Origin of the sequence: Comamonas denitrificans, from assembly GCF_017368815.1 — a bacterium.
In the GTDB taxonomy this organism is placed as follows: Bacteria; Pseudomonadota; Gammaproteobacteria; order Burkholderiales; family Burkholderiaceae_C; genus Comamonas; species Comamonas denitrificans.
Window position 1 is genome coordinate 1 of record NZ_JAFNME010000011.1, and the last position, 12,300, is coordinate 12,300.

10 protein-coding genes are annotated in these 12,300 nt (G+C 63.7%); 5 read left to right on the forward strand and 5 right to left on the reverse strand.

The window, feature by feature from the left end; genetic code table 11:
- Positions 1-1,024, forward strand: a 1,024-nt coding sequence (locus tag J1777_RS06510; RefSeq protein WP_207575007.1) for a uroporphyrinogen-III C-methyltransferase, incomplete at its 5' end; no start/stop codon positions are given.
- 20 nt (positions 1,025-1,044) lie between these two features.
- A complete protein-coding gene (locus tag J1777_RS06515) occupies positions 1,045-2,319 on the forward strand; it encodes a heme biosynthesis protein HemY (RefSeq protein ID WP_207575078.1) in 1,275 nt (424 codons plus the stop codon).
- Between the two features lie 23 nt (positions 2,320-2,342).
- Here J1777_RS06515 and rocF read toward each other — a convergent pair whose 3' ends face one another.
- Positions 2,343-3,275 (reverse strand): arginase, encoded by a 933-nt coding sequence (rocF, locus tag J1777_RS06520; protein WP_207575008.1) that lies wholly within the window; start codon positions 3,273-3,275, stop codon positions 2,343-2,345.
- 27 nt (positions 3,276-3,302) lie between these two features.
- A complete protein-coding gene (locus J1777_RS06525; RefSeq protein WP_207575009.1) occupies positions 3,303-4,406 on the reverse strand; it encodes an ornithine cyclodeaminase in 1,104 nt (367 codons plus the stop codon).
- A 130-nt stretch (positions 4,407-4,536) separates the two neighbouring features.
- On the opposite strand from J1777_RS06525, the gene J1777_RS06530 reads away from it, so the two are divergent.
- The 3 genes from J1777_RS06530 (at position 4,537) to galU (ending at position 8,995) form a co-directional block, all read left to right on the forward strand.
- Positions 4,537-4,977: an Lrp/AsnC family transcriptional regulator gene (locus J1777_RS06530; RefSeq protein ID WP_207575079.1), complete on the forward strand. Its 441-nt coding sequence runs from the start codon at positions 4,537-4,539 to the stop codon at positions 4,975-4,977.
- A gap of 127 nt (positions 4,978-5,104) precedes the next feature.
- Positions 5,105-7,984: a valine--tRNA ligase gene (locus J1777_RS06535; RefSeq protein WP_207575010.1), complete on the forward strand. Its 2,880-nt coding sequence runs from the start codon at positions 5,105-5,107 to the stop codon at positions 7,982-7,984.
- A gap of 126 nt (positions 7,985-8,110) precedes the next feature.
- The gene (gene galU / locus J1777_RS06540; protein WP_207575011.1) at positions 8,111-8,995 is read left to right on the forward strand and encodes a UTP--glucose-1-phosphate uridylyltransferase GalU; all 885 of its coding nucleotides are present in this window, start codon (positions 8,111-8,113) and stop codon (positions 8,993-8,995) included.
- A gap of 47 nt (positions 8,996-9,042) precedes the next feature.
- Here the strand turns inward: galU and J1777_RS06545 are convergent, their stop codons facing one another.
- The 3 genes from J1777_RS06545 to J1777_RS06555 form a co-directional block, all read right to left on the reverse strand.
- On the reverse strand, positions 9,043-10,233 hold the full coding sequence (locus J1777_RS06545; protein ID WP_207575012.1) for a pseudouridine synthase: 1,191 nt from the start codon (positions 10,231-10,233) through the stop codon (positions 9,043-9,045).
- An 8-nt stretch (positions 10,234-10,241) separates the two neighbouring features.
- Positions 10,242-10,955, reverse strand: a complete 714-nt coding sequence (gene scpB, locus J1777_RS06550) for an SMC-Scp complex subunit ScpB (protein WP_207575013.1) — start codon at positions 10,953-10,955, stop codon at positions 10,242-10,244.
- Positions 10,956-11,223: 268 nt separating this feature from the next.
- Positions 11,224-12,255 carry an RluA family pseudouridine synthase gene (locus J1777_RS06555; RefSeq protein WP_207575014.1) on the reverse strand — a complete coding sequence of 344 codons (1,032 nt, stop codon included), beginning with the start codon at positions 12,253-12,255 and terminating at the stop codon, positions 11,224-11,226.
- Positions 12,256-12,300: the final 45 nt, after the last annotated feature.

A 12,300-nucleotide genomic window follows, 5' to 3' on the forward strand; every position in this document is an offset into this window, starting at 1 on the left:
CCCCGCCCCAGCGGCACCGGGCTGGACTTGGCTATCGCTGCTGTTGGCGGCTGCCGGTTTGGCCAGTGGCGTATTGGCCTGGAACAAAGTGCAGTCCATGCAAGAAGTGCTGGCCCAGCAAACCGCCCAGGCCAATGCCCAAGCCCAGCAGGCCCAAACTGTGGCCAAAGAAGCCCAAGACCAGGTGCTGGCGGCCAACGCCCGCCTGACCGTGGCCGAGGCACGGCTGGCCGAAGTGAGCCTGCAGCGCGGCCAGCTGGAGGAGCTGGTTCACAAACTCTCGCGCACCCGCGAAGACACCCTGGCCCTGGATTTAGAGGCGGCCATGCGGCTGGCAGTGCAACAAGCACAGCTGACCGGCAGCACCGCACCGCTGATTGCCAGCCTCAAAAGCGCCAGCAAACGCATTGAAGGTGCAGCCCAGCCCAGCTTGGCCTTGGTGCAACGGGCCATGGAACGCGACTTGGAGCGCCTGCGCCAAGCCCCCATCGTCGATACCACCAGCCTACTCACCCGGCTGGATGAGGTGCTGCGCCTGATCGACGATTTGCCCCTGCAAAATGGCCTGCCCACCGCGCCTGAAGACATCGCCCCTGCACGGCATACCACCGCACCAAGCGCCCAGAGCGAGCCCGCCACAGGCTGGCAATGGTGGCAAACACGCAGCGCCGCCCTGTGGCAGGGCCTGCGCGAAGAAGCCGGCAGCTTGCTGCGCGTGAGCACCATTTCCGGGCCTGAGGCTGCCCTGCTCTCCCCGGAAGAAGGGGTTTTTCTGCGTGAAAACCTCAAGCTGCAATTGCTCAATGCCCGCTTGGCCATTTTGGGGCGGCAGTATTCAGCGGCCATCACCGATTTGGCAGCGGTGCAAGCCAGCCTGGGCAAATACTTTGTCACCAAGGCGCGTCGCACCCAAGGGGCCCAAACCACCTTGATTCAATTGCAAGAACAGCTGCGCACCAGCCAACAGCCCAGCCTGGACGACACCCTGACGGCGCTGGCCAATGCCACTGCCATCCAGGAATAGAAAGAGAGTCACCCCCCATGATGCGTGCTGCACTGTGGTTTGTCGGACTGTTTGCGCTGGCCGTGGCCCTGGCCTTGTTTGCAGGCAACAACCAGGGCATGGTCAGCCTGTTTTGGCCGCCGTACCGGGTCGATATTTCATTGAACATGGCCTTGCTGGCACTGCTGGGCTTGTTTGTGCTGTGCTACGCCAGCCTGCGCGGCGTTGCCGTGCTTGGCCAGTTGCCCGAGCAAACGCGGCGCTGGCGCCAGCAGCAAAAGGAGCGCAAGCTGTACGCTGCCCTCATCCGCAGCCTGGCCCACTTGCAAGCTGGCCGCTTTGTGCGCGCCAGCAAATCAGCGCGCGAGCTGCTGGAACACAGCAACAGCCTGCGGCACAGCAATGCCGCCGTGCCGCTCGATAGCAGCCTGCGCTCCATCGCCCACCTGCTGGCCGCTGACAGCGCCCACGCCCTGCAAGACCCCAGCGTGCGCGACCAGCACTACGCCCAGCTTCTGGAAGACACCAGCCAACAACCCAGCCCCTTGGCCCAGGAAGTGCGCGAAGGGGCCCAAATGCGCGCCGCCCGCTGGGCGCTGGACGATCGCAACCCGCAAGAAAGCCTGCAACGCCTGGCCCAGCTGCCCCAAGGGGCCGCCCGGCGCACGCTGGCGCTGCGCATCAAGCTCAAGGCCGCCCGTTTGGCGCAAGACAACGCCACCGCCCTGGAAACCACCCGCCTGCTGGCCAAGCACGGCGGCTTCACCCCCGCCAGTGCCAGCAGCCTGATTGCCAGCCTGGTGGGCGAAGAAATCCGCGCCTGCCACGACACCCAGCAGTTGGAAAAACTCTGGCGCAGCCTGCCCACCGCCGAGCAGCACCACCCGGATATTGCCCTGCCCGCCGTGCGCCAGTGGATCGACCTGGCGGGCGATGCCACCCAGGCCCGCCAATGGCTATTGCCTCTTTGGGAAGCCTATATCCAAGGCCAATTGCCCACTTACCAAGCCCAGCGCCTGTTCCTGGCCTTGCAACACAGCCTGGAAAATTTGGACGGTGCCTGGCTCAAGCGCATCGAGCAAGCCCAAACGCACTACCCAAAAGAAGCCCTGCTGCAATACTTGGGCGGCATGGCCTGCCTGCAGCGCCAACTGTGGGGCAAGGCCGAGCAGTTGCTGCGCCAAAGCCTGCCCCGCCTGCAGGACACTGCCCTGCAGGCCAGTTGCTGGCGGGCGCTGGCCATCTTGGCCGAGCAGCGCAATGACCCCGCAGCCGCCACCACGGCCTGGCGCGCGGCGGCACTGGCACGGGATTGAGAGATTTTTAAGCTAGGGCCGCTCTATTCTCGCGCCAGCGTGCTCTGGCCAAACAGGCTTTGCACCAAATCCACCACCAACTCGGCCGTTTGGTTGCGCAGGTCCAGGGCCGGGTTCAGCTCCACGATGTCCAGCGAGCCCAGGCGGCCGGTGTCGGCCACCATTTCCATGCACAGCTGGGCCTCGCGGTAATTGGGGCCGCCACGCACGGGGGTGCCGGTGCCGGGGGCGATGTCGGGGTCAAGAAAATCCACGTCAAAGCTCACGTGCAGGTGGTCGTTTGGCCCCAGATCGGCCAGGGCGCGGCGCATGACTTCGCGCATGCCCAGCTCGTCGATGGCGCGCATGTCAAAGACGTGCAGGCCCAACTCGCGAATCATGTGCTTTTCATACATATCCACGCTGCGCAGACCAATCTGGCAAAACGCCGAGGCGGGCAGCGCGGGCACGGCCCCGGACATTTCGGCCAGCGCACGCGGCCCCAGCCCGCACAGGCTGGCCACCGGCATGCCGTGCATGTTGCCGCTGGGAGAGTTGTCGGGCGTGTTGCAGTCCGAATGCGCATCCAGCCACAGCACGCGCAGGCGCTGGCCTTTGGCGCGGCAATGGCGGGCCACGGCGCTGATGGAGCCGGTGGCCAGCACGTGGTCGCCGCCCAGCATGATGGGCAGCCGCCCTTGCTGCAGCGCCTGCCAGACGGCATCGTGCGTGAGCTGGTTCCAGGCGATGCACTCGGCCAGGTTGCGCATGCCTGCCGCATCGCGCGCGCCGCGCGGGTTGGGCGGGCCGGCCAGGTTGCCTATGTCGTGGACCTGTACGCCCAGTTGGGCCAGGGCCGGGCCCAGCTGGGCCACACGCAGGGCATCGGGCCCCATGGCCGCGCCCAGGCGCGATGCGCCGACATCGGTGGGCACGCCAATGAGGGTGACGTGCGGTTGTGCTTGTGCTTGGTGCATGGCGAACTCCAATAAACAAAAAATGATTCACGCCGCCTTGCGGTCCGCATGCAGCGCCGTGTGGGCCGCCTGGGCCTGGCGCACCATGGCGAACAAGTCCTTGGGGTCGTCCAGCGTAGGAATCAGCTCGATCTGCGCCAGCAACCCGGCGCTGCGGGCCAGGGCGTGCATGCAGCGCAGGGCCGAATAATCCTCCAGCGCAAACCCCACCGAATCAAACACCGTAATTTGCTGCGCTGCCGTGCGCCCTGCGGCCTGCCCTTGCAGCACGCGCCAGAACTCGGTGACGGCAAAGTCGGCCGGCATTTGCTGCAACTCGCCCTCGATGCGGGTTTGCGGCTCGTATTCGACAAACACCTGGGCGCGCTGCAGCACGGCGGCCTCCAGCTCGGTCTTGCCGGGGCAGTCACCGCCCACGGCATTGATGTGCATACCGGGTTCGACCATGCTGGCGTGCAAGATGGTGGCGTAGGCTTTGTCGGCCGTCACGGTGGTGACGATGTCCGCGCCGCGCACGGCCTCCTGCACGCTGGGCAAGATATGTGCGGTCGCGCCAAACTCGTGCAAAAAAGGCTCTAGATTGCGCAGCAGCTTTTGCGAGGTGGCCGGGTCAATATCAAACAGGCGCAACTCGCGCACGCCCAGCAGCGCTATAAAAGCCAGCGCCTGAAACTCGCTTTGTGAGCCGTTGCCAATCAGTGCCATGCTGCGGCTGTCCGGGCGGGCCAGGCGCTTGGCCACCATTACCGACGTGGCAGCGGTGCGCAGCGCGGTGGTCAGCGTCAGCTCGCTGACAAAGCGCGGCATGCCCGTGGCCACATCGGCCAGCGCCCCAAAGGCCATCACCGTGGGCAGGCCGTAGCGGGTGTTGATGGGGTGGCCATTGACGTATTTAAAGGCGTAATCGCGCGCATCGGCCACGGGCATGAGTTCGATCACGCCATTGGCTGAATGCGCGGCGGTGCGGGCCGATTTGTCAAAGTCCTGCCAGCGCAGGTAATCGTCCTCGATGGCCGTGGCGATCATGCGCAGCACGCCCACCACACCCACGCGGGCAACGAGACGCGCTGCATCGCTGGCGCTGAGGAAATCGGTCTGGACGGCTGGGGTTGGACTGGCTTGAATGGTCACGGGAAGTCTCCTGTTGTGTATCGACTACAAAAGTCTCCCACAGACCCATGCCAATTCAAATCGGCAACATTGCACCATAATGCAGACCTTTCTGACGATTTGCACAAGATAAATTGACACAATGAGCAATCTGGATGCCATCGACCAGCGCCTGATCGCCATGCTGCGCCACAACGCCCGCGAAAGCGTGGCCACCCTGGCGGCGCGGCTGGGCGTCTCGCGCGGCACCGTCACCAACCGGCTGCGCAAGCTCGAAGACAACGGCGTCATCGTCGGCTACACCGTGCGCCTGCGCCCTGCGGTGGCCAGCACCGCCCTGCAAGCGTGGATGAGCATCACCATCGAGGGCAACGAGGCCGGGCGCGTCGCCGCCAGCCTGCTCGGCGAGCCGGGCGTGCAGGCGTTGCACGCCACCAACGGCCAGTGGGATTTGCTGGCCGAATTGCAGGCCGACAGCCCGGCGGGCCTGTCCCGCGTGCTGGAGCGCATCCGGCTCATCAAGGGCATCCGCCATACCGAGACGAACATCCACCTGGAAACCCTGCGGGCCACGCAGGGCGGCGGCGAATAAATTCGCGCCGGGCATCGTCGTTAAAATCCCGCCATCCGTCCCCCCTATTTACCCACCCTTCGGCGGCATCCTGCGGGATGCCGTTTGCATATATTCCTCTGATTAACCCGATTCATACCCCATCCCCATGAGCGATACCCCTGCCCAACCTGGCTTAGACAGCCTCTCCAAATCCTTTGAACCCGCCGCCCTGGAAGCCCACTGGGGCCCCGAATGGGAGCGGCGCAACTACGGCCATGCGGGCGTGCGCGGCACCGGCCAGCCCGATGCCAACGCCCCATCCTTTGCCATCCAGCTGCCCCCGCCCAACGTCACCGGCACGCTGCACATGGGCCATGCGTTTAACCAAACCATCATGGACAGCCTGACGCGCTACCACCGCATGCAGGGCTTCAACACCGCCTGGATTCCCGGCACCGACCACGCGGGCATCGCCACGCAAATTGTGGTGGAGCGCCAATTGCAAGAGCAAGGCATCAGCCGCCACGACCTGGGCCGCCCCGACTTCGTGAAAAAAGTCTGGGAGTGGAAAGAAAAATCCGGCAACACCATCACCACCCAAATGCGCCGCCTGGGCGACACAGTGGACTGGAGCCGCGAATACTTCACCATGGACGACAAGCGCTCCAAAGTGGTCACCGAAACCTTTGTCAAACTGTACGAGCAAGGGCTGATCTACCGTGGCAAGCGCCTGGTGAACTGGGACCCGGTGCTGCAATCGGCCGTATCCGACCTGGAAGTGGAAAACGAAGAAAAAGACGGCTCGCTGTGGCACATCGCCTACCCGCTGGCCGATGGCTCGGGGCAATTGGTGGTGGCCACCACGCGGCCTGAAACCATGCTGGGCGACGTGGCCGTGATGGTCCACCCCGAAGACGAGCGTTATAAGCACCTGATCGGCCAGACCGTGACCCTGCCTTTGGTGGGCCGCCAGATTCCAATCATTGCCGACGAGTACGTGGATCGCACCTTTGGCACCGGCGTGGTCAAAGTCACCCCCGCACACGACCAGAACGACTACGCCGTGGGCCAGCGCCACAGCCTGCCGATGATTTGCGTGCTGACGCTGACGGCCACCATCAACGACAACGCGCCAGAAAAATACCGGGGCCTCGATCGCTTCGCCGCCCGCAAGGCCGTGGTGGCCGATCTGGAGGCCCAGGGCCTGCTGGTTGAAACCAAAAAGCACAAGCTCATGGTGCCCATCTGCACCCGCACCGGTCAGGTGATCGAGCCCATGCTGACCGACCAGTGGTTCATCGCCATGGACAAAGTGGCCAAACCCGGCACGGGCGATGCCACGGGCAAATCCATCGCGCAAAAAACCATTGATGCCGTGGCCAGCGGCCAAGTGAAGTTTGTGCCTGAAAACTGGGTCAATACCTTTAACCAGTGGATGAACAACATCCAAGACTGGTGCATCTCCCGCCAACTGTGGTGGGGCCACCAAATCCCCGCCTGGTACGACGAAGACGGCAACGTGTATGTGGCCAAGAGTGAAGCCGAAGCCCAGGCCCAGGCCCCCGGCAAAACCTTGCGCCGCGACGAAGACGTGCTCGACACCTGGTACTCCAGCGCCATGGTGCCGTTTTCCACCATGGGCTGGCCTGAGCAAACGGATGCGCCCACCGACGACTACAACCTCTACCTGCCCAGCAGCGTGCTGGTGACGGGCTACGACATCATCTTCTTCTGGGTGGCCCGCATGATTGGTGCCAGCGTGCACTTCACCGGGCGCGTACCGTTCAAGCACGTGTACATCCACGGCCTGGTGCTCGATGCCCAGGGCAAGAAGATGAGTAAATCCGAGGGCAACGTGCTTGACCCGGTCGATTTGATCGACGGCATCGCCCTGGAGCCCCTGCTGGAAAAACGCACCCAGGGCCTGCGCCGCCCCGAAACGGCCCCCAAAGTGCGCAAAGCCACCGAAAAAGAATTCCCCGACGGCATCCCCGCCTACGGTGCCGACGCGCTGCGCTTTACCTTTGCCGCGCTGGCCAGCCTGGGCCGCAGCATCAACTTTGACAGCAAGCGCTGCGAGGGCTACCGCAACTTCTGCAACAAGCTGTGGAACGCCAGCCGCTTTGTGCTGATGAATTGCGAGGGCCAGGACTGCGGCCTGGACACCACCCAGGGCTGCCACGAGGGCTATTTGCACTTCAGCCAGCCCGACCGCTGGATCGTCTCGCGCCTGCAAAAAGTCGAGGCCGACGTGGCCAAAGGCTTTGCCGACTACCGCCTGGACAACGTGGCCAACACGGTCTATGACTTTGTCTGGAACGAGTTCTGCGACTGGTACCTGGAAATTGCCAAAGTGCAAATCCAAACCGGCACCCAGGCCCAGCAACGCGCCACGCGGCGCACGCTGATTCGTGTGCTGGAGGCCATCTTGCGCCTGGCCCACCCCATCATCCCCTTCGTCACCGAAGCGCTGTGGCAAGTCGTCGCCCCCGTGGCCGGGCTGCCCGGTGCGTCGATTGCCATTGCCGCCTACCCGCAGGCCCAAGCAGAAAAAATCGACGAAGCCGCAGAAAGCTACGTGGCCCGCATCCAGGCCATGGTCGATGCCTGCCGCACCCTGCGCGGCGAAATGGGGGTTTCGCCCGCCCAGCGCCTGCCCCTGCTGGCCGTGGCCGATACGCCAGACGATGCGCAATTTCTGCGCACCAACGCGGCGGTGCTGAAAAACCTGGCCAAACTCAGCGACGTGCAAGTGTTTGACGATGCCGCCGCCTGGGCGCAGGCCGCCCAGACCGCCCCGGTCAGCGTGGTGGGCAGCCTACGGCTGGCGCTGTTCGTCGAAATCGACGTGGCCGCCGAAAAAGCCCGCCTGGGCAAAGAAGCCGCCCGCCTGCAGGGCGAAATCGCCAAGGCCAACGGCAAACTCTCCAACGAAGCCTTCTGCGCCAAAGCCCCCGCCGCAGTGCTGGAGCAAGAGAAAAAGCGCGTGGCCGATTTCAGCGCCACCCTGGAGCGCATCCAGGAACAACTGGCCCGCTTGGCTTGATTGTTAAACGCATAAAAACATGAGCTATTACCGCTTGAATACATTGGATTTCAGTATCAAAACCATCTGAAATCCTTTTATTCAAAGCGGCAATAGCTCTTTTTTCACAAGAAAGAGACATCCTCCATGAACACCACCCGCGTGCGCAAAGCCGTATTCCCCGTCGCTGGCCTGGGCACCCGCTTTTTGCCTGCCACCAAGGCATCGCCCAAAGAGATGCTGCCCGTGGTCGATAAACCGCTCATCCAATACGCCGTCGAAGAAGCCTACGAGGCCGGCATCCGCGACATGATCTTTGTCACGGGCCGCAGCAAACGCGCTATTGAAGACCACTTTGACACCGCCTACGAACTGGAAAGCGAACTGACCGCTGCCGGCAAAACCGCCCTGCTGGAACTGGTGCGCAGCATCGCCCCGCAGGACATGAACTGCCTGTTCGTGCGCCAGCCGCGCAGCCTGGGCCTGGGCCACGCCGTGCTGTGTGCCGAGCCGCTGGTGGGCAATGAAGCCTTCGCCGTGCTGCTGGCCGACGATTTGATGGTGGGCCAGCAGGGCGGCCCCGGTGTCATGGCGCAAATGACGGCCGCCTTTGAAAAGCAAGGCCGCTCGCTGCTGGCCGTGCAGGAAGTGCCGCAAGAGCACACCCAGCGCTACGGCATTGTCCGGGGCGAAAGCGCCGGCGGGCCCCTGCTGCGCATTGATGAAATCGTTGAAAAGCCCGCCCCCGAGGTCGCCCCCTCGCGCATGGGCGTGGCCGGGCGCTACGTGCTCACCCCACGCATTTTTGAAGAAATCCGCAACCAACCGCGCGGTGTGGGTGGCGAAATCCAACTCACCGATGCCATTGCCCGCCTCATGGCGCATGAGGCTGTTTACGCTTACCAGTACAGCGGTAAGCGCTACGATTGCGGGAGCAAAGAAGGCTTCTTGCAAGCCACGGTGGAGCTGGCCTTGCAGCATCCCCAGGTGGGCGAAGCCTTCCGCCAATACCTGAAAACCGTGGCCATCTGAGTGCCGCCCCCGCTGGCCGTGCAGCCAGCCAAGGGGGGCTCAAACACTCAGCGCCCGCGCTTGGCCGCGCCCGATTTGCGCTTTTGTGCCAAGCGGGCGCGCAGCAAACTGTCTTGACCAATGCGTTCGGGGGCGGCTTCTGGCGTGCTCGGGGTGCTGGGGCGGCGCGGTTTGCCGGCGCTGCGGGCACGCAGTTGGCGGGCTTCTTCGGCCTCGTTCACCCGGGTTTTTTTGCGTGATCCGGCGCGGTCGGATTCGCGGCGCACATTCGGTTGCGCCTGGGGTTTTTTGCGCAGCAAGGCTTTGCCAGCCCCACTGGCCAGGGCCAGGGCCTGGATATCGCGCTCATCAAGCTCCGTCCACGCGCCCCGGCGCAGGCCGCGCGGCAGTTGCATGGCACCGTAGCGGATGCGAATCAGACGGCTGACGGCGCGGCCCAGGCTTTCAAAAATGCGGCGCACTTCGCGGTTGCGCCCTTCGCTGATGGTGACGCGGTACCAGACGTTGGCCCCTTCGCCGCCGCCTTCGTCAATGCTGCCAAAGGCGGCCGGGCCATCGTCCAGCATCACGCCATCGAGCAGTTGCTGCTTTTCTTCCGGGGTCAGTGCGCCCAGCACGCGCACGGCGTATTCGCGCTCCAGGCCAAAGCTGGGGTGCATCAGGCGGTTGGCCAGGTCGCCCGAGTTGGTCATCAACAGCAGGCCTTCGGTGTTCAAGTCCAGGCGGCCCACGGATTGCCATTTGCCTTGCCCCAGGTAGGGCAGGCGGCGAAAGACGGTGGGGCGGTTTTGCGGGTCGTCGTGGGTGACGACTTCGCCTGCCGGCTTGTGGTAGGCCAGCACGCGCACGGTGGGCGCTTCAATGCGGATGCGCACGGGCTTGCCATCGAGCTTGATCTGGTCGCCCGGCTGCACGCGTTGGCCAACGTGGGCCACCTCGTTGTTCACCGTCAAGCGGCCAGCGGCGATGTTGCGCTCCATCTCCAGGCGCGAGCCCAGCCCCGCCTGGGCCAGCACTTTGTGCAGCTTGGGCGCGTCGGCCAGGGGCTGCAGCACGCGTTTGTAGGGCTGGGCCGGCTGCTCTTGGGCCGCAGTGTCGGCCTGCAGCTCAGGGGCATCGAGGGCACCGCCGACGATGTCGGCAAAGTCATAGCCACCGCTCAAGGTGTTGGTGTTGGCATCGACAGGGGCCAGCGCAGTGGTGGGGGTCGCGCTGGGGGTGTGGGGTGTTTTGTGCATGGTGGTTCTCACTGCCCCGGCTCAGGGGGCGGGCTAGGAATAGAAGGTGTGGCAGAAATATCAGAGATATCAGCGGCAAGGCGGGCGGCGGGGGCATTCACCAGGGCCATGCCTTGGTCGGCAAAAAAGTCAGGGGTGAAGGGTTCGGCCTGGGCCGCGCCAGCGGCTTGCTCCAGGGCGGCAAACAAATGGGTTTGGGCGGCGGCGCTGTCATCACCGTCCTCGCCTTGCAACAAGGGCAGGTCGGCCAGGGACTGCAGGCCCAAATCATCTAAAAACTGGCGCGTGGTGGCCAGCAAGGCAGGGCGACCCACGGTTTCGCGGTAGCCGATTTCTTCAATCCAGCCCCGGTCTTCCAACTGTTTGATGATTTGGCTGCCAACCGCCACGCCGCGAATGTCTTCAATATCGCCACGCGTGACGGGTTGGCGGTAGGCGATGATGGCCAGCGTCTCCAATACCGCCCGGCTGTAACGCGGGGGTTTGTCGGGGTTGAGGCGTTCTAGAAAAATATGCAGCTCGGGGCGGCTTTGAAATCGCCATCCTGAGGCGATTTGTACCAACTCTAGGCCCCGGTCTTGCCAATCAAGCTTTAATTGTTGTAGCAAGTTGCGCAGTTGCGGGGTATCGAGGGCCCCGTCAAACAGGCTGCGCAGTTCGCGCTCGGGCAGCGCTCGGGCGGCACATAAAAGGGCAGCTTCCAGCACCTTTTTGGCATCCATACATCCATCCTTGGGAAAATTTAACAATCCGACCCTCCCGGGCGGGCAATCACAGCAGGGCCATGAACAGCACTCAAACCGCTGTTTTCAGAACGTGTTCACGTTCTAAGAACGTGTTCACGATCTCCTCATGGGTGTGCGGGCGCGGCTTTGGGCGGTCTGCGTCGTTGCAAATCCTCGCAATAGCCAAGCTATTGCTGTGGTTTGCGCCTCGCAACCCATCCCGAACCGCATCCCCCACACCTTCATTCGAGATCATGAACATGTTCTAAGGCGGGCAATTGTACTGAAGGCCCAGTTTTTCCGCTGCCGTTAAAAAATCGTCCGGGGGCGGCGCGCGCAAGGCCAGGTCTTGTCCCGTGATGGGGTGAACAAATTGCAGGGCAAACGCATGCAGGGCCTGGCGCTGCAATCCGCCCTCGGCAGCGCCGCCATACACCGCATCGGCCACCAAAGGGTGGTGCAGGTGCTGCATGTGCACACGGATTTGGTGGGTGCGCCCAGTGTGCAGTTTGCAATGCACCAGGCAATGCGCCGTGGTGGTGCTTAAACAGGTGATGTCGGTGCGGGCCGTTTTGCCAGGGCTGTGCTGCAAATCAACCACCGCCATGCGCAAGCGGTTGCGCGGGTCGCGGCCAATGGCGGCATCCACGGTTTGCATCGGTGCGCCCTGCCATCCCCCCTGTCCCAGTGCAAGGTAGCGCCGGCTCACATCGCGCTGGGCAATCAGCGCCACCAGGGCATCCATCACGGCACGGGTTTTGGCCACCACCATGAGGCCGCTGGTGTCTTTGTCCAAGCGGTGCACGATGCCCGCGCGGGGCACTTGCACAGCCCCAGCGTGGTGGGCCAGCAGGCCGTTGAGCAAGGTGCCGCTCCAGTTGCCCGGCGCGGGGTGTACGACCAGACCGGCGGGTTTATTCACCACCAGCAAATGCTCATCTTCAAACACCACGTTGAAGGCCATGGCCTCGGGTTTGAAGGCTTGGCTTTGCGCCGTGGGGCGCATGGCCACGGTGAGCTGGTCGCCCAGTTTGACTTTGGCTGCGGGCTTTTGCACAGCCTGGCCATTGAGCTGCACCGCGCCCTGGCCCAGCAGTTGCTGCAAGTAGCTGCGGGAAAATTCGGGCACCAGCTCGGCCAGGGCTTTGTCAAGCCGGCTGGTGTGCAAATCCATGGGCACCTGCAGCTGGCGCACTTCAACGGCGTGGGCTTCTTCGTCGCCTGGGTCTGCCCCCTCATCGGGCAATGCATCGGGGTCGAGGGATGCAAGCGCTGGATTCAATGCGGTCAATGCCATAAACCGGCCCTTAAAAATAAAAGCCCGGCAGCGCCGGGCAAAAGT

What these genes read in the sequence shown, in the direction of transcription:
- galU (WP_207575011.1), top strand. Translation starts at nt 8,111, where the DNA reads ATGAACACCACCCGCGTGCGCAAAGCCGTATTCCCCGTCGCTGGCCTG.
- rocF (WP_207575008.1), bottom strand. Translation starts at nt 3,275, where the DNA reads ATGCACCAAGCACAAGCACAACCGCACGTCACCCTCATTGGCGTGCCC.
- J1777_RS06515 (WP_207575078.1), top strand. Translation starts at nt 1,045, where the DNA reads ATGCGTGCTGCACTGTGGTTTGTCGGACTGTTTGCGCTGGCCGTGGCC.
- J1777_RS06545 (WP_207575012.1), bottom strand. Translation starts at nt 10,233, where the DNA reads ATGCACAAAACACCCCACACCCCCAGCGCGACCCCCACCACTGCGCTG.
- J1777_RS06535 (WP_207575010.1), top strand. Translation starts at nt 5,105, where the DNA reads ATGAGCGATACCCCTGCCCAACCTGGCTTAGACAGCCTCTCCAAATCC.
- scpB (WP_207575013.1), bottom strand. Translation starts at nt 10,955, where the DNA reads ATGGATGCCAAAAAGGTGCTGGAAGCTGCCCTTTTATGTGCCGCCCGA.
- J1777_RS06555 (WP_207575014.1), bottom strand. Translation starts at nt 12,255, where the DNA reads ATGGCATTGACCGCATTGAATCCAGCGCTTGCATCCCTCGACCCCGAT.